20 protein-coding genes are annotated in these 17,480 nt (G+C 35.1%); 15 read left to right on the top strand and 5 right to left on the bottom strand.

The annotated features are described in order from the left end of the window. The first annotated feature begins 1 nt into the window (after position 1). From Q0R51_RS01790 to Q0R51_RS01765, 6 genes are all read left to right on the top strand, one after another. Positions 2-316: a PTS fructose transporter subunit IIB gene (locus Q0R51_RS01790; protein ID WP_110446130.1), complete on the top strand. Its 315-nt coding sequence runs from the start codon at positions 2-4 to the stop codon at positions 314-316. Between the two features lie 10 nt (positions 317-326). Next, a complete protein-coding gene (locus Q0R51_RS01785) occupies positions 327-1,415 on the top strand; it encodes a PTS fructose transporter subunit IIC (protein ID WP_294756264.1) in 1,089 nt (362 codons plus the stop codon). Beyond that, positions 1,416-2,402 (top strand): aldose 1-epimerase family protein, encoded by a 987-nt coding sequence (locus Q0R51_RS01780; protein ID WP_294756263.1) that lies wholly within the window; start codon positions 1,416-1,418, stop codon positions 2,400-2,402. It begins immediately after the preceding gene. Continuing rightward, positions 2,383-3,108 (top strand): D-lyxose/D-mannose family sugar isomerase, encoded by a 726-nt coding sequence (locus Q0R51_RS01775; RefSeq protein ID WP_294756262.1) that lies wholly within the window; start codon positions 2,383-2,385, stop codon positions 3,106-3,108. The genes Q0R51_RS01780 and Q0R51_RS01775 overlap by 20 nt, the downstream gene beginning before the upstream one ends. Beyond that, a complete protein-coding gene (gene xylB, locus Q0R51_RS01770) occupies positions 3,108-4,598 on the top strand; it encodes a xylulokinase (RefSeq protein WP_294756261.1) in 1,491 nt (496 codons plus the stop codon). The genes Q0R51_RS01775 and xylB overlap by 1 nt, the downstream gene beginning before the upstream one ends. 74 nt (positions 4,599-4,672) lie before the next feature. Then, on the top strand, positions 4,673-5,173 hold the full coding sequence (locus tag Q0R51_RS01765; protein ID WP_294756260.1) for an NUDIX hydrolase: 501 nt from the start codon (positions 4,673-4,675) through the stop codon (positions 5,171-5,173). Between the two features lie 52 nt (positions 5,174-5,225). Here the strand turns inward: Q0R51_RS01765 and tpx are convergent, their stop codons facing one another. Continuing rightward, positions 5,226-5,720, bottom strand: coding sequence for a thiol peroxidase (gene tpx, locus Q0R51_RS01760; RefSeq protein WP_294756400.1), 495 nt, complete (start codon positions 5,718-5,720; stop codon positions 5,226-5,228). Positions 5,721-5,804: 84 nt separating this feature from the next. Next, positions 5,805-6,989, bottom strand: coding sequence for an aminotransferase class I/II-fold pyridoxal phosphate-dependent enzyme (locus tag Q0R51_RS01755; protein WP_294756259.1), 1,185 nt, complete (start codon positions 6,987-6,989; stop codon positions 5,805-5,807). A gap of 144 nt (positions 6,990-7,133) precedes the next feature. Here Q0R51_RS01755 and msrB point away from each other — a divergent pair, with 144 nt between their 5' ends. Continuing rightward, complete coding sequence (gene msrB / locus Q0R51_RS01750; protein WP_046324884.1) at positions 7,134-7,565, top strand: peptide-methionine (R)-S-oxide reductase MsrB; 432 nt, start codon at positions 7,134-7,136, stop codon at positions 7,563-7,565. Between the two features lie 49 nt (positions 7,566-7,614). Here msrB and Q0R51_RS01745 read toward each other — a convergent pair whose 3' ends face one another. The 3 genes from Q0R51_RS01745 to Q0R51_RS01735 all read right to left on the bottom strand — a co-directional run bounded on the left by Q0R51_RS01745 (position 7,615) and on the right by Q0R51_RS01735 (position 10,158). Then, complete coding sequence (locus tag Q0R51_RS01745) at positions 7,615-8,493, bottom strand: YitT family protein (protein WP_046324883.1); 879 nt, start codon at positions 8,491-8,493, stop codon at positions 7,615-7,617. Positions 8,494-8,643: 150 nt separating this feature from the next. After that, a complete protein-coding gene (gene msrA, locus Q0R51_RS01740; RefSeq protein WP_294756258.1) occupies positions 8,644-9,180 on the bottom strand; it encodes a peptide-methionine (S)-S-oxide reductase MsrA in 537 nt (178 codons plus the stop codon). 150 nt (positions 9,181-9,330) lie between these two features. After that, positions 9,331-10,158 carry a pyruvate, water dikinase regulatory protein gene (locus Q0R51_RS01735; RefSeq protein WP_046324881.1) on the bottom strand — a complete coding sequence of 276 codons (828 nt, stop codon included), beginning with the start codon at positions 10,156-10,158 and terminating at the stop codon, positions 9,331-9,333. A gap of 164 nt (positions 10,159-10,322) precedes the next feature. Between Q0R51_RS01735 and rpsU the strand changes: the two genes are divergently transcribed. The 8 genes from rpsU (at position 10,323) to glyS (ending at position 17,471) form a co-directional block, all read left to right on the top strand. Next, on the top strand, positions 10,323-10,499 hold the full coding sequence (rpsU, locus tag Q0R51_RS01730; RefSeq protein ID WP_009560161.1) for a 30S ribosomal protein S21: 177 nt from the start codon (positions 10,323-10,325) through the stop codon (positions 10,497-10,499). Between the two features lie 138 nt (positions 10,500-10,637). Beyond that, positions 10,638-11,081, top strand: coding sequence for a GatB/YqeY domain-containing protein (locus Q0R51_RS01725; protein ID WP_046324880.1), 444 nt, complete (start codon positions 10,638-10,640; stop codon positions 11,079-11,081). Between the two features lie 24 nt (positions 11,082-11,105). Then, entirely contained in the window at positions 11,106-12,056 is a 951-nt protein-coding gene (locus Q0R51_RS01720) for a PhoH family protein (RefSeq protein ID WP_110446122.1), read from the top strand. A gap of 5 nt (positions 12,057-12,061) precedes the next feature. After that, entirely contained in the window at positions 12,062-12,586 is a 525-nt protein-coding gene (gene ybeY / locus Q0R51_RS01715; protein WP_294756257.1) for an rRNA maturation RNase YbeY, read from the top strand. Beyond that, a complete protein-coding gene (era, locus tag Q0R51_RS01710) occupies positions 12,586-13,494 on the top strand; it encodes a GTPase Era (RefSeq protein ID WP_294756255.1) in 909 nt (302 codons plus the stop codon). Before ybeY ends, era begins: the two co-directional genes overlap by 1 nt. Position 13,495: 1 nt before the next feature. Beyond that, positions 13,496-14,251, top strand: coding sequence for a DNA repair protein RecO (gene recO, locus Q0R51_RS01705; protein ID WP_046324876.1), 756 nt, complete (start codon positions 13,496-13,498; stop codon positions 14,249-14,251). 243 nt (positions 14,252-14,494) lie between these two features. Next, positions 14,495-15,412: a glycine--tRNA ligase subunit alpha gene (gene glyQ, locus Q0R51_RS01700; RefSeq protein WP_046324875.1), complete on the top strand. Its 918-nt coding sequence runs from the start codon at positions 14,495-14,497 to the stop codon at positions 15,410-15,412. Continuing rightward, the gene (glyS, locus tag Q0R51_RS01695) at positions 15,405-17,471 is read left to right on the top strand and encodes a glycine--tRNA ligase subunit beta (RefSeq protein ID WP_294756246.1); all 2,067 of its coding nucleotides are present in this window, start codon (positions 15,405-15,407) and stop codon (positions 17,469-17,471) included. Before glyQ ends, glyS begins: the two co-directional genes overlap by 8 nt. Positions 17,472-17,480: the final 9 nt, after the last annotated feature.

Here is a 17,480-nt window from a genome sequence, read left to right as displayed (position 1 = left end):
GATGAAAATTGTTGGTATAACAGCTTGTTCAGCAGGTATTGCTCATACGTACATAGCTAAAGAAAAAATTGAGCAGGCAGCTAAAGATTGCGGAGACACAGTTCATATAGAAACACAGGGAACTATTGGAACTGAAGATGCATTAACGCCGGAGGAAATTAAAGAAGCTGATGTTGTTTTGTTAGCAGTTGACGTAAAAATAACTGGAAGAGAAAGATTTAAAGGTAAAAAAGTCGTCCAAATTTCAACGGATACTGCGATACAAAGTCCAAATAAACTAATGAAAAAATTACATTCAGCTTTAAATATTAAATAGAGGTTTGAAAATGGCTGAAAATAAAATTATAGTCAAAATTAAAGAACCTGCCTTAACAGCAATCTCATATTTGATTCCCGTTGTTGTTGCGGGTGGATTGTTATTAGCAGTTGGTAATATCTTTGGTGGTAAAAACATTACCAACTTTACAGGTACGATCGGTGTATGGGATGCTTTCAGTACTGCAGGAAGTTTAATTCTAGGTCTTCTTCCAGTAGTTGTTTCTACAGGAGTTTCTTTTGCGATTGCTGACAAACCAGGAATTGCTCCAGGATTTCTGGTCGGTCTCATTTCAAATATGATTAAAGCCGGCTTCTTAGGCGGTTTAATCGGAGGATATGTTGCTGGCTGGTTCACAATTTTAATTGTTAAGACAATAAAGGTTCCTAATTGGGCTCAAGGTTTAATGCCAACGCTAATTATTCCGTTTTTGTCATCAATCTTGTCTGCTGCTGTCATGTTTTATATTTTAGGCGCGCCAATTGCTGAAGGCCAAAGAATCCTTACCAGATATTTGACGCAACTGCCTTCAAGTCAAAAATTCTTTTACGGTGCGATTATTGGAATTTTAGCATCAGTTGATTACGGTGGTGCTATTAATAAAACTGTTTTTGCTTTTGTGTTAGCTATGCAGGCTGAAGGCGTTAATGAACCAATCACTGTTTTAATTTTAGCTTCTATGGTAACACCTTTTGGTTTTACTTTTGCTTACTTCCTTGAAAAACTCTTTCACAAAAAGATTTATACTCAAACCGAGGTTAATACTCTAAAAACAGCATTTCCAATGGGTTTATGTGAAATAACCGAAGGCAGTTTACCAATTGTACTAAACGATTTATGGAGATCAATAGTTTCAACTGCTTGTGGTGGTGCTATTGGAGGAGGACTTTCAATGCTATGGGGTGCGGATTCAAAAATTCCTGCTTCTGGATTATTTGCAGTCCCAACCATGTCAAGGCCTGTTCAATTCTTAATTGCTCTTCTTATAGGTAGTTTGGTTACCGGAATAGTTTTCTTTCTTTTAAAACGACCAGTTAGTGTAGAAAGTGAGAAGAAAGAAGAAAAAGATGTTGATTTAGGAGATATTAGTATAGGATAAATGAGAAGCAAGAATTCAAAAAAATATATTGGCAATCAAGCACAACTTAATTCTGTCAAATATATTCAATTTCTTGAAGGAAAGGCTACTGGATTAAAAGCTTATGAAATAGCTACAGCCAGTGGCTTTTCAATTACAATTGCATTAGACAGAGGAATGGATATAACAGAATTAAAATTAGACGGCAAGAATATATCTTTCTTATCGGCAACGGGTCTTGTAAATAGTACTTATTTTAATGAAAACAATGACAAAGGCTTTTTGCGCAATTTCAATGTTGGTTTCTTAACAACAGGCGGTTTGACATACATGGGAAGCTCTGATAATCAGCGCGGTTTACATGGTACTGTTAGCAATACACCGGCATATAATTTCAGCTATAAGATTTTTAAAGATAATATTCAAGTTGAAGGTAATATTGCTGATTCACAGATGTTTGGGCCTAATTTAATTCTACACCGTAAAATTACTGTTTATACAAACAAGACAAGTATCAGTATAGATGATGCTTTAAGAAATGCTGGAGACGAAACTGTCCCTTACATGCTTTTATACCATAACAATTTTGGCTATCCTTTTTTAACGCCCGAAACAAAAATACTTTTTCAGCCTGATGAAAGTTGTGATCGTAAGTATCATAAAATTAAAGGTGAATACCCTTTTAGACTGAAAGAACCTGAAATGGGCAAACCTGAGCAAGTGTATTTTCATACGTTAAGAAAATCTGAATATAGTTTAATTAGTCCAGAAACAGGCCTTTCTTTAAAAGTTAAATTTAGTAGTAAAACACTCCCCGTATTGAATGAATGGCGTTTGGAACGAAATCAAAACTATGTTTTAGGATTAGAGCCAGGTACAAATGATGTAAATGGCTTTATTCAGGCTAATAAAAATAACAAATTAAAATACATAAAACCGGATGAAATAGTTAAATTTAACTTGAAATTTGATTTTAGTGAGGTCAAAAATGAAAAGATCACAAATTAATAGAATTCTGCAAAAAGATATTTCTTTTGCAAAAGAAAAACAAGTGTATTTTCCAAAATTTGCAAGTTGGAATATTGATAATTGGACTAACTTAGAGGAAAGATACCGTGAAATTGTTGATAATATGTTAGGCTGGGATGTAACTGATTTTGGCAGCAATGATTTTACTAAATACGGCTTGGTTGCATTCACATTTAGAAATGGTAATTATGATCATACTGATGTTTACCCTAAGCCCTATTGTGAGAAGATTTTATTCTTAGAAGAAGGGCAAGAACTACCATACCATTTTCATAAATTAAAAGAAGAAGATACTATTAATCGTGGTGGAGGAAATTTATTAATCAGAGTATGGAATTCAACTGAAACAGGTGAGTTTGATCGAGAAAAAGAGGTTAAAATAGTTAAGGATGGAGAAAAACTTGTAGTTCCAGCTGGAACAACTATCAAATTGGAGCCGGGTGAAAGTTTGACTGCTACACCTGGAATTTATCATAAATGGAATGTTGAAGCAGGAACTGGTAAAGTAATGGCTTGGGAAGTTTCTAAAACAAATAATGATAATTTGGATAACAATTTTTATAAACCTATTCCTCGAATACCTGAAATAGAGGAAGATGAACTCCCTTACCGCTTGTTATTTGGTGATTATCCCATTTGGTCCAAAAAACTAAATTTTCAATTTAACCCTTATAAAAATAAATAATGGAAAGATATGTATTAGGAATAGACTTAGGCACTAGTGCAGTGAAAGTTAGTTGCCTAGATCATTCAGGAAAAATAATAGATCAAGAAAAAGAAAATTATCCAGTCTATAATTCAGCTGAAGGTTTTAGTGAGCAAAATCCTAACGATTGGGTTCAAGGCACTTTAGAAGCCATTAAAAAAATCATGATCAAGATAAGAAATCTTGCAAAAATCGATGGAATATCATTTTCTGGACAAATGCATAGCCTGGTAATTTTGGATAAAAATAAAGAAATTATTCGACCAGCAATATTATGGAACGATGGCAGGACAGCAGCTGAAGCTAAGTATATAAACGAAAATTTCGGTAAAAAAATAGTAGAAATTACTGGCAATAAGGCTACTGCTGGTTTTACTTTGCCTAAGTTATTATGGTTACAAAAAAATGAACCAAATAATTTTGCTAGGATTAGATACTTCATGATGCCCAAAGATTATGTCAGATATAAAATGACTGGCAAAATAAACACTGATTATTCAGATGCTACGGGAACAATAATGTTGGATATTGCACATGATTGCTGGAGCAATGAAATTTTGAATTTTTTTGAAGTTCCTAGATATTATTGTCCCGAGCTGGTAAATTCTACAGATTTTATTGGATTGCCCTTGCATGAAGTTTGTGGAAAGACAGGTTTAAATCAAGACGCAAAAATATTTGCTGGGGGAGGGGATAATGCTGTCGCTGCGATTGGTTCTGGTATTCTGAATTCACAAAATATACTGTGTAGTATTGGTACTTCAGGAGTAGTTTTGGCTGATGAGAAAAGTCCTCACACACCCTATGAAGGAACTTTGCAAATGGAGCACCATGCAATACCTGAACACTTTTATTCAATGGGAGTTACTTTAGCAGCGGGTGAATCTTTAAGTTGGTTTAAGAATACTTTCTTTCCTCAGAAATCTTTTAGTGATTTACTTTCGATGGCACAAGAATCAAACTTAGGTGCTGATAAACTATTTTTTACACCTTATATCAATGGTGAAAGGACTCCCTATTCAGACTCTTTCATTCGTGGAAGCTTTACAGGAATAAGTAATACATCAACGAAAAATGATTTTTGCCGAGCCGTCATAGAAGGTATTACCTACAGCTTACAGGATTTAATATCAATTTATGAGCAAAATAATAAAACTATTTATAATATTATTTCTATTGGTGGTGGTGCAAAAAGTAAATTTTGGCTGAAACTACAAGCTGATGTCTTCGGTAAAAATATTGTTGCTTTAAAGAATGAACAGGGACCTGGAATTGGTGCCGCTATGATTGCAGCAATGGGGTGCCGTTGGTTTAAAGACTGGAATAGCTGCATCAATGTATTTGTAAAATATAATGAAATTATCGCGCCAGATCCACATAATACTGCCCTTTATCAAAAATACTATCATTTATATCATAAAATATATAATTCTATTGCTCCTCTGGCCAGAGCTGCAACTATGCTCTAAATAAAATTGCTTTGAGTATTAAATAATGAGAGAATTATTATTCAGTTATTATTTTTATACTAGGAGGATAATTTATGACGGATAAATTTCATCGTGCTTTCGGGTGTTATGGTATTATTGGTGATCAACAAAGTTTAGTTGTTATCAAAAAAGAGGGTGGGCCTTATATAAATCGGTATGACTTGCCGGGCGGTAGTTTGGAAGATGGGGAGCCATTAGACCATACGGTTAAGCGAGAAGTTAAGGAAGAAACTGGATTAATTGTGCAAGACTATGACCAAATTGGTGTTACCTCATTTAGATATCCTTGGGATTATGAACAATGGCATTTTAATCAACATATCTGTGTTTTTTATAAAATCAATAAGTTTAGTGGTAATTTACAAACTACAGTTAAACAGTTTACGGGGCAAGATTCTTTAGGAGCTGTATCAGTTCCTCTAGAACAGCTCAATCTGGCAAATTCTTCACCTTTGGCATTAAAAGCAAAAGAGATTTTGTTAAAGCCGGATAAGGTTGACTTAGCAGACCAAACTTTTGCTAATTGGATTGTACTAGATCACCCAGTTTTTTAAACTAAAAAAGCGGTTAAGGAAAATTTTCTTAACCGCTTCTTTTTGTTCATATTTACCGCAAATTCTGTAAAAATGCAAGTGCTTTGGCATAATTAGGTTCATTGGTTAACTCATGAATAAGTTCTTGGTACAAGACTTTTCTATTTGCATCTACAATCCAGATACTTCTAGAATCAAATTTCGTAGCATCAATAAACAAACCCATTTTTTTGCCGAAGTCAAAACTCTCGTCTGACAAAAGCTCCATTTTTGATACACCCTCTGCAGCACACCAATTTTTCTGTTCTTCTGGAGTATTGGTGGAAACAGTATAGAAATTAATACCATCAAAATTATCCACTTCGCTGTTAAAGCGTTTAGTGGAAATACTGCAGACGCTAGTATTGATATTAGGTACAACACTAATCAGTGTAACCTTATTAACCAAATCAGTGCTTGATGCAACTGAACCATCAGACTTTTTTACCTTATAATCTGGCAGTTGCTGGCCAATTTTGATTGGTTCTCCATTAGTTGACAGCGGCTCACTTTTCATTGTTACTTGCATAATCATTACCCTTTCTCAAAAATAAAAACAATTACCATTTCAAGTTTAACCTATCGCAGAATAGTAACTCAATAAATCAGCTTTTTAATTGCTTTCAGTATAGCTACTGATACGTTTAATAGCTTCTTTTAAGTTTTCTTCAGACGAAGCATAGGATAAGCGTACGTATCCTTGACCACCAGCACCGAAATAACTGCCTGGTGTTACCCCAACTTTGGCTTTTTCAGCTAAATCACTGGCAAACGCCACATCATCACAGCCAAATTTACTGGGAATTTTAGCAAAAATATAAAATGCCCCTTCAGGAGTAGCCATAGAGTAGCCATTTTTCTCAAGTCCATCCTGAAGCAGATGCATGCGTTTTTGATATTTTTCTCGCGCGGCAACATAGTCCTGATCTCCATAATTCAAAGCCTCTGTGGCAGCTGCTTGAACATTGTCAGTCACTGCAGAAATTAAAAATGAGTTCACCTTTATCATTGATTTCATTAACTCAGCAGGTCCAGCTATATAGCCTATACGCCAGCCAGTCATGGCAACACTTTTTGAAAGCCCCGATAATAAAACAGTTCTTTCAGGAATGAATTGTGTCAATGAATAATGCTTTTTTTGACCATAAATTAATTCAGCATAGATTTCATCACTGACAGCGAAAATGTCGTATTTAGTAATGACAGCTGCTAATTCTTGCAAGTTTTTCTTTGAATAAACTCGTCCTGTTGGGTTAGACGGATCAGTGATAATAACAGCCTTTGCGCCTTTTCCTTCATTTTCCAAAGTTTCCGTTAATTTTTCTGGAGTTAAAAGAAAATGATCATTAGAAGTATCTACTTGAACTGGAATTCCACCAGCCATTTTAATGATTCCAAAGTAGACCCCCCAAACAGGGGTAGGTACGATTATTTTTTCACCAGGATTAAGTAAAGTCATGGCGGCGATATTCAATCCTTCAGAAACTCCAACCGTAGCACAGATTTCACTTTTGGGATCATATGTAACACCTAAGCTTTTTGCTAGATATTTGCTAACAGCTTCCAGGTATTTTTCTTTTCCAGCTTCAGGAGCATAATGAGAGTCATCATTTTTAATGTCCTCAATTGCCGCTCTTTTTATGTGTTCTGGGGTATTTAAGTCAGGTTCACCAATAGTCAATTTTATAATTCCAGGTATTGTGGAAATTTTTTGATTGAAGGATCTGATCGCTGGATTAGGTATACTACTAATTTTCGAATTAATTTTTGTTGATAAATTTTTTGCTAATGTTGGCATAAAAAGAACCTTCCTTTTTTTATTGAAACCATATTATAACCCAGTATGTTTCTAAATAAAATTAAGAAAAAGTGTTTTTTATAAAGTTTTAGTTTAGTGTGTTATCCCAAATTTTGTTATAGTTAATTAAGGAGCGTGAGATAAATGGATCAAGATCAAAAAGCCAAAAGGCTAAAAGAACTAACACCAGACCAATTTCAAGTTACTCAAGAAGCAGCAACAGATTATCCTTTTAGAGGAAAATATGATGATTTTTACCAAAAAGGAATCTACGTTGATATTGTCTCAGGAGAGCCTTTGTTTTCAAGCGAAGATAAATATGATGCGGGTTGCGGGTGGCCTAGTTTTACCCGGCCAATCAAGAAATTGGTTTATCACCGTGATCAATCACACAATATGGAAAGAACTGAAGTTAAGAGTCCAGAAGGTGATTCACATTTGGGACATGTCTTTGATGATGGGCCCAGTGATAAAGGAGGGCTCAGATATTGCATTAACTCCTCTGCTTTAGACTTTATTCCTTTTGATCAATTGGAACAAAGAGGATATGGTGAATACCGTAAACTTTTTAAATAATAAAAATTATGTAAAAAGACCTGATGTCAAAATCAGGCCTTTTTACTACTTAAACTATTTCTTGTTCCTTAAAACTGCCATAAACTCGTTCTACTTCGGTAACACTCATAAAAGCATAAGGATCGCTTTTTTTAACAATATGTAAAACGTCATACATATCATATCTATCAATAACTGTAATGAGAACTTTTTTCTCGTTATGGCTGTATGCACCCTCAACATCATGAAAGATAGTGATGCCCCGGTGCATTTTTTCCTGAATGCCATCAATGATTGTTTTAGGCTTTTCTGTAACAATTGTGACTTGTAATTTTTGATGCTGAGTGTATACAGCATCGATTACACGGCCATTGATGAAAATTGTCAAAGCTGAATAAAGGGCACGGGTCCAGCCGAAAGCAAAACCCGCAGCAGCAATAATAATCAGGTTAATTAAAATACTGATTTTACCGTAACTAGTACCCGTTTTCCTTTGAATTACTATTCCAATGATATCCAGTCCGCCAGTTGAAATACCATTCTTTAGAGCAAAACCTGTTCCTAGTCCGTTGATCATACCACCAAAAATAGCACAGACAAGGGGGTCAATATGCATATTTACTGGTTGAATGACTCTCATCATAATTGAACCAAGAATGACAGTAATAATGGTAAAGAAGGTAAATTTATGGCCAATCTTTATCCACGCTAAAAGAAGTAGGGGCAAGTTAAGAACAAAGTAGAGGACTGAAGTTGACAAGGTAAAGGGCAAAAACCGCTCACTCATAGTGTTAATCAATTGTGCAAAACCAGTAACCCCCGAAGAGTACATGTGGCCGGGTGTCCAAAAGAAATTTAAAGCTACGGCAACCGCTAATGAATAAAAAAAAGATGCAGAAATTTTTGATAGTAGGTTATACCGCCGATTGAACGCGTCAAGTTGATCCATTGTTAATAAATCCTTTTTATTAAGCACTCTAATTAATTTTTATAAAATAATAAAATACTAGTTTTTATATTAAATATAAAAACTAGTATTTTTCTTAAGTATACTAACACAACTACGTAAAATTTAAAGCACTTTTGGTCAAAACTTTGATTAATTCTGCCAATGTTTTTTTATGAAATCTGCTCTGCCACCAGACTCTTCAAGATTGTACCGGAAAGGATTTTTTTTGTAAAAATCCTGATGGTAATCTTCTGCCGGATAAAACGGTTTAGCAGGTTCAATTTGAGTAACAATGGGGTCATCGAATTTGCCGCTATTTTGTAAAGCTTCTTTTGAATTTTCAGCTGCTTCTTTTTGAGCAGGGGAATTATAAAAGATTACTGGACGATAGTTATCTCCACGATCCTGAAATTGTCCGCTTGCATCTGTAGGATCCGTTAATTGCCAATAGTAGTCCAATAATTTCTGATACGACATAATTTCAGGATCAAAAGTTATTTCCACTGCCTCTGTATGACCGGTAGTTCCAGTGCAAACTTGCTCATAAGTAGGATTTGGGACATGACCTCCTGTATATCCAGAAATCACTTTCTTAATTCCAGGCAGTGAATCAAAAGGTTTAACCATGCACCAGAAGCACCCACCAGCGAAAATCGCAGTATCTAGTTTTTTATTGTTTGCTTGCATAATTTGGCCCTTTCTATGAACTAAAAGCTGTTATTACCTACTTCTATTTTATTTTTTGAGCCATTTTACTGCAATTAATCAGCCTATGAATTCTTATACTTGGTGATTTATTAAATAAGCCCTTTTCAGCTTAAAATATGTCCCTAGAAATTACTTTTGTACTCCTAAATGATTCATAATAATAGCTGCTGTTTCTTCAATTGAGCGGTGTGCAACATTAATTACAAAACAGCCTAATTTATCATAAAGCTTTTGTGCAGAATCCAATTCCTTTTTAATCGCATCAGTATTAGAGTAAGACGTATCAGGACTCAAGCCATAAGAAATCATTCTTTCCCGCCTAATTTCATTTAAAACGGATAAATCGTTAGTCAAACCGATAATCTTTTTAGGATCAATTTGATATATTTCCTTAGGAATATGGGTGTCAGGCACCAGCGGTAAATTCGCTACCTTCAAATTTTTGTTTGCTAAAAATAAAGATAAAGGCGTTTTTGAAGTCCTTGAAACTCCCAGCAGAACAACATCTGCTTCCAAAAACCCTTTAGGATCCTTCCCATCATCGTACATTACAGCAAACTCCATTGCAGAAATCCGATCGAAGTATTTTTGGTTCATTTTGTGTTGTGCACCAATTTTTTGCTCAGGTTTAAGACCAGTCAATTTTTGGATAGACTCAATTGCAGGTGATAAGATATCTACACTTTGTATGTGATGTTCTCTGACGAAACGAATAACTGGTATTTGCATTTCATCTTTTACCAAGCTGTATATAAGTAACAAATTAGGGTATTGTATTATCTCTTCAAAAGTCTCCTCTAATTTTTCCTTATTGATTATGAAAGGATATCTTCTGTAAGTGATTTGTGCGTCAGGAAATTGTGCTGCGGCAGCTACAGCATTATTAAACGCTGTATCTCCGGCAGAATCTGAAATAATTATAATGTTAACTTCTTTTTTTAGTGTCTCTTCAGCCATCATTTACTCCTTTTTTAATTTATTATACAATTTAACAAAAGTCATTAACAGGTTAACTTTTTTCTAAAAAATATTGAACGTTTGTATTGACCGATTGTTGATGTTTGATATAATTTAGTTAAATGTATGACGGTAACGTCAAGAAATGGAAGGAGGGATCACATATGGCCAAGACAGTCGTTCACGAAAACGAGTCTATTGATGATGCTCTTCGTCGTTTTAAACGTTCCGTTTCTAGAAGCGGTACTCTACAAGAATACCGTAAGCGCGAGTTCTATGAAAAACCTAGCGTTCGTAGGAAACTCAAGTCTGAAGCAGCTCGTAAACGTAGACATTATTAATTATAAACGACTTTTATCAAAAGATAGAAGTCGTTTTTTTCATTACAAATATCAAAAGTTTAAGGCATTATTTAATTTAAACTAAGCTTCAAATTTGATATAATTTACCTAGACTTTACACAGAAAGAGGGAATTTATTTGAGTTTGTCTGAGCAAATAATGTCAGATATGAAAGACGCAATGAAAGCACGTGATAAAGTAAAATTAAACACAGTGCGTATGATAAAAGCAGCTTTGATGAATGAAAAGATTAAAGCTGGTCATGATTTAACCGCTGATGAAGAACTGACAGTTCTCAGCAGAGAAAAGAAGCAGCGTGAAGAATCAATTGCAGAATTTACTAAGGCTAATAGAGACGACTTAGTAGGAGAAACCAAACAGGAATTAGCTATTGTTGAAAATTATCTGCCCAAGCAAATGACAGATGAAGAGCTCAACCAGGCTGTTTCCCAAGCAATTTCTGAAACTGAAGCTAAGGGCAAGTCCGATTTTGGCAAAGTGATGAAAGCTTTGATGCCCAAAATAAAAGGTAAAGCTGATGGTAAAGCAGCTTCTAATGCGGTGCGTAAGCAGTTAAGTTAAACGCAAGAAAAGGAGCAGAGTTATTTGGCCCAAACCAATTTTATTCCTAAAAATCCTGAAAATATCCAAAAACTAGTTGGAGTTAATGATAGTAACTTGAATCTGTTATCAACTGGCTATAATACTAGTGTAATTGACACTGGTAATAGCATTGCCATTCAGGGTGAAGATAAAAATATCAAGAAAGTATCAGCTGTTCTGCAAGCTTTGGATAATGTAGTTAATGCCAATATCAACATTGGTCCCGCTGATGTTGTGAGTGCCATGAAAATGGCCGATAAAGGTACTACGGAATATTTTCCTGACTTATACAAAAAGATTTTAATTCGGGATGCTAAAGGCAAACCGATTAGAGTTAAAAATATGGGGCAGAAAAAGTATGTAGAAGCAATTGAAAAAAATGATGTTGTATTTGGTATTGGTCCTGCCGGTACTGGTAAGACATTTATAGCGGTGGTATGTGCAATTGCTGCTTTTAAAAGAGGAGAAGTTTCTAGAATTGTATTAACTAGGCCTGCTGTTGAAGCAGGAGAGTCATTAGGCTTTTTACCTGGTGATTTAAAAGAAAAAGTTGATCCTTACTTAAGGCCAATCTATGACTCTCTTTATGCTATATTAGGAACAAATACTACTGATCATTTAATGGAACGGGGAGTTATTGAAGTAGCTCCTTTAGCTTATATGCGCGGACGCACTTTGGACGATGCTTTTGTGATTTTAGATGAAGCTCAAAATACCACTGATGCTCAAATGAAAATGTTTTTAACAAGACTGGGTTTCAATTCAAAAATGATTGTTAATGGTGATATGACTCAAGTTGATCTTCCTGGAAAACAACGTAGTGGATTAATTGATGCCCAGAGAATTTTAAAAAATATTGCTGAAATAAAATTTATTTGGTTTTCAGCTAACGATGTTGTTCGTCATCCGGTTGTTGCCAAGATTATTAATGCATATGAAAAGGAAGATAAATAAAATTAATGAACCCAATTGATATTACTTTCAATGATGAAGTTGGTTTTCTTGATAATAAAACGCGTGATTGGAAGAAATGGATTAATGATCTTCTTTTGCTTGCTAAAAATGATATTGCTAAAAAGAATAACTTGGAAATGAGTATTAATTTCGTTGATGAAGAGAAAAGCAATGAAATTAATAAGCAATATCGTGACAAAGACAGACCGACTGATGTTATTTCGTTTGCCATTGAAGATGGTGAAGACCTGTTGGATTACAGTACATTTGAAGACGATCCAGAATTCAGTGAGGATATAGGCGATCTGTTTATGTGTCCGAGTGTAATTATGCGTCATAGTAAGGATTATGGTACAGGTTGGGACCGCGAATTTGGTTATACCTTGGTTCACGGCTTTCTGCATCTTAATGGGTATGATCATATTAAACCAAATGAAGCAAAAGTAATGTTTAAAATTCAGGGTAAAGTTTTAGAAGAATATGGGTTGCCACTATATCCGGACCAACTTGATGAAGGCAGAGGAAAATAATGACTGATGATATAAAAAATAAATCTGGTTTTGTTGCTTTATTAGGAAGACCTAATGTTGGTAAATCTACCCTAATGAATTATTTAGTAGGTCAAAAAGTTGCTATTACCTCAAGTAAACCTCAGACTACGCGTAACAAGATTTCTGGCATTTTAACCACTGATGATATGCAGGCGGTTTTTGTTGACACTCCCGGTATATTTAAGCCCCACCTTGATTTAGATAATTATATGGATAAAGCCAGCTTGTCTAGCTTAAACGATGTCGATCTCATTTTATTTATGGTTGAACCAGAAAAAATGGGCAAAGGTGATGCTTATATTACTGATTTGTTGAAAAAAGCGAAGGCTCCAGTTTTGCTTCTTATTAATAAAGTAGATCAGGTTAATCCCAACGCACTGTTGCCAATTATTGATCAATACCGTCAACTGGACATTTTTAAGGAATTTTTGCCAGTTTCTGCAACGCAGGGAATAGGGATTAGTGATCTGATTCAGGTGTTGCATCAATATTTACCTGTAGGACCTAAATATTATGGAACAGATCAAATAACTGATCGCCCTGAATATTTCATGGTAGCAGAATTAATTCGTGAACAAATTTTAAACCTGACTGCTGAAGAAGTTCCTCATGCTGCTGCTGTTTGGGTCGAACAAATGAATAAGCATGAAAATAATAAACTGCAAATTGAAGCTACCATCTATGTTGAAAAGAATGGTCAAAAAGGAATTATTATTGGCAAAGGCGGAAAGATGCTGAAGCAGATTGGCATTAATTCCCGACATCAAATTGAAGATTTGTTAGGTGAAAAAGTCAATTTGCATCTCTGGGTTAAAGTTCAACATAATTGGCGTTCTGATCCACGCTTTTTAAAGCAAATAGGCTATAATCCCAAGGATTTTAGCTAAAATGGCACGACAATTAAAAGAAGTGCAGGGAATTATTTTTAAAAGGCAAAAATACCGTGAGGCAGATTTATTGGCAAAAATAATGACCAAGAATAATGGAATAGTTACTCTACTTGCTCATGGAGCACTTAAGCCAAAATCAAAACTAGGTGCATCTTTACTTAATTTTTCCTATGGCACTTATGTCATATATTTTACCGGTCACGGTCTAAGTACGCTCAGAACTTATAAAAACGTCAGTCAATTTGATGGCCTGTTTAGTGATTTAACTAAAAATGCATATGCTTCTTTTATCCTTGATTTGATAGATCATGCTTTTATTGAATATCAAAATCTGGGTAAATACTATAATCTGGCAAATTTTGCGTTACAAAAAATTAACGCTGGAACTGATCCTGAAATGATTACCCAAATTGTGCAAATGCAATTATTGCAAGCTTATGGTGTTGAGCCAGAAATGCGTCATTGCGTTATTTGTGGTAAAGAACAAGGCGAATTTGATTATTCCATTAAAAGTGGTGGCATTTTATGTAGTCAACATTTTGATACAGATCCTGGCCGATTACATTTAAAACCAAAGGAAACTGCTGTTTTAAGAACGATCTTTTTACTTCCTTTTGAACGCTTAGGCGACATCAAAATAAATACTGCTACCAAAACGGCGACCCGTAAGGCTATTGACCGCATATATCAGGAAACAATTGATCTTAACCTCAAAACTAAAAAGTTTTTAGATGAACTTAAATTAAACGAGTGAGTCTTCTGCTTCACTGAATTTTATGGTAAAATAATAATGTATTTTGGCGATAATGAGGATAAAAAAAGTACCTGTTAAGCGAGTGCAAAACAGTGGGAGAGCATCTGGGAAAAGGCACCTCTAGTCAATTTAATTAAGAGCAGGAATTATTTCCTGAATTAGGGTGGAACCGCGATTAAATCTCGTCCCTATGCATGTTTTGCATAGGCTTTTTTTATGGTCTGATGCAGGAAGGAAATATAAATGGCAAAGAAAAAATTAACTATTCAAGATATGGTTTTTAAATTAGAAAAATTTTGGTCTTCAAAGGGCTGCATGGTAATGCCCTCTTACGATGTTGAAAAGGGAGCAGGAACAATGAGTCCCTATACTTTTTTACGCGCTGTGGGACCAGAACCATGGGCTGCATGTTATGTCGAGCCATCAAGACGTCCGGCTGACGGTAGGTATGGTGATAACCCTAACAGATTGTTTCAACATCATCAATTCCAAGTGGTGATAAAACCTGCACCGGAAAATATTCAACAATACTACTTAGACAGCTTAAAAGAACTAGGTATCAATACACTTGAGCATGACATTAGGTTTGTAGAAGACAACTGGGAAAACCCTTCAATGGGCTGTGCCGGTGTTGGTTGGGAAGTTTGGCTTGATGGAATGGAAGTAAGTCAGTTTACTTATTTTCAAACCGTTGGTGAACTTGATGTTAAACCCACAATGAGTGAAATTACCTACGGTGTGGAACGATTAGCTTCATATATACAGAATGTCAACTCTGTTTTTGACCTAGAGTGGGGCAATGGCGTTTTGTACCGTGATATTTTTAAAGAAGCTGAATATGAGAACTCCAAGTATGCTTTTGAAGAATCAAACCAGGAAGATCTTTTACAGTTTTTTGATGTCTATGAAAAAACAGCTAAAGAATTAATCGGCTTAAATTTAGTTCAACCGGCATACGATTATATTTTAAAATGTTCACACACTTTTAACTTGCTTGATGCCAGGGGAGCTGTTTCAGTTACTGAAAGAGCGGGTTATTTAGCTCGAATTAGAAATTTAGCTCATGAAGTAGCGGTATGTTTTGTAGAAGAACGTGAAAAAAGAGGCTTTCCATTATTGAAAAAAGCAGAAGATAAGAAAGCAGGACTTGAAAATGGCTAAAGATTATTTATTTGAAATTGGTACTGAGGAAATGCCGGCTCATGTTGTTGAACGGAGTGTTAAACAGCTTGCGCAGAGAACAGAAAAGTTTCTTAAAGAAAAAGGTCTTAACTTTAAATGTACTAAAACTTTCTCAACACCTCGGAGACTAACTGTCTTAGTTGAAGCTTTGGCGGAAAAACAAGAAGATATTGATGAAATAAAAAAGGGACCGGCAAAGAAAATTGCTCTTGATCAAGATAAGAATTGGACCAAAGCCGCACAGGGATTTGCCCGTGGCCAAGGAATGACCACTGACGATATTTATTTTGACAAATTAAAAGGTACGGAATACGCTTACGTGCATGTAAAAAAAGAGGGTAAAAAAACAAGTGATATCCTGTTGGGAATGAGTGAAATCATTAAGTCTATGACTTTTCCCACAAAAATGCGGTGGGATTCTCACGATTTCGAATTTGTCCGTCCTATTCACTGGCTTGTTTCACTATATGGCAGTGATGTAATACCCGTAAAAATTCTTGACATTACAGCTGGTAGAAAGACGGCAGGGCATCGTTTTCTGGGAGATAGCGTAGTTTTAGCCAATAGTTCCGATTATGAAGATGCGTTAAAAGATCAGTTTGTGATTGTTGACGCAAATAAACGTCGGAAAATGATCATTGACCAAATGAATAAATTGGTTAAGAAAAATAATTGGCAAATTAAACCTGATGAAAGTTTACTTGAAGAGGTAACAAATTTAGTTGAATATCCTACTGTTTTTGCAGGTTCTTTTGCTAAAAAGTATTTGCAGATGCCCAAAGAAGTTCTTATCACTTCGATGAAGGATAATCAGCGTTACTTTGAAGTCTATGATCAAAATGGAGAATTAATTAATCATTTTATTGCTGTGCGCAATGGTAATAAAGATTACTTAGAAAATGTGGTTTCAGGAAATGAAAAGGTCTTGGTAGCACGACTTGATGATGCGCAATTCTTCTATGATGAAGACAGAAAATATCCTTTAAGTCACTTTGTACAAAAATTGGACAATGTTTCGTTTCATGACAAAATTGGCTCAATGTCTGAGAAGATGAAGCGTGTCAATATCATTGGTGATTTCTTAGCAAAAAGATGGCACCTAGATAAGCAAGTTGTCAGTGATTTCGATCGTGCTAGCCAAATATATAAGTTTGATTTGGTAACTCAAATGGTAGGAGAATTTGCTGAATTGCAAGGTGTCATGGGCAAGCATTATGCCAAATTGGCTGGTGAAAAGGATGATGTTGCCGCAGCAATTGCAGAGCATTATATGCCAACCACTTCTGAAGGAAATTTGCCCAAAACAACTGTTGGCTCCTTGTTATCTATAGCAGATAAATTAGATACTATAATTACTTTCTTTGCAGTGGGTATGATCCCTAGTTCATCCAATGATCCCTACGCTCTTCGCCGCTATGCTTATGGTATTGTTCGCATTTTAATAAACCAGAGTTGGTCATTACCTTTTAATGATGTCTTACCAGAGATTGTGTCGGCTCTTGAAAATCAAACTTCGGCTAAGCTGCCTAAAAAAGCTGAGCAGGAAGAAGAGATTTCTTTATTTATTCGTGATCGTATTAAACAGTACTTACAGAAAAATAATTATAAATATGACATAATTGATGCAGTTTTAGCTTCAAGTCAGCAGGATCCAATACAAATTTTAGCTGCAGCAAAAGTTTTGCAATTACATCATGATGATGATAAATTCAAACCAGTAGTAGAAAGTTTAATTAGAATTAATAATATTTTGAAAAAGGCAAAATATAAAGGTAAGAATATTGTTAACAAGGACTTATTTGATAACGATACCGAAACCCAACTTGCCGAGGGCGTTAACGATTTAAGTAAAATTGATAAGTTAGCAGATCTTTATGACGGATTTGTGAAATTACAGCCAGTAATTGATCTTTACTTCGAAACTAATATGATTATGGCTAAAGATGAAGCTGTTAAAAATAATCGTTTGGCACAGCTAAGTGATGTGGCACAACTTTCAAAGCGATTGGGTGATTTAAGCAAATTAGTCATTAAATAAAAAGTAGGT

The sequence above is a fragment of the uncultured Lactobacillus sp. genome (genome assembly GCF_946477725.1).
Lineage (GTDB): Bacteria > Bacillota > Bacilli > Lactobacillales > Lactobacillaceae > Lactobacillus.
The sequence above is the reverse complement of the archived record's forward strand: the minus strand, read 5'-3'. Positions and strand labels throughout refer to the sequence as shown.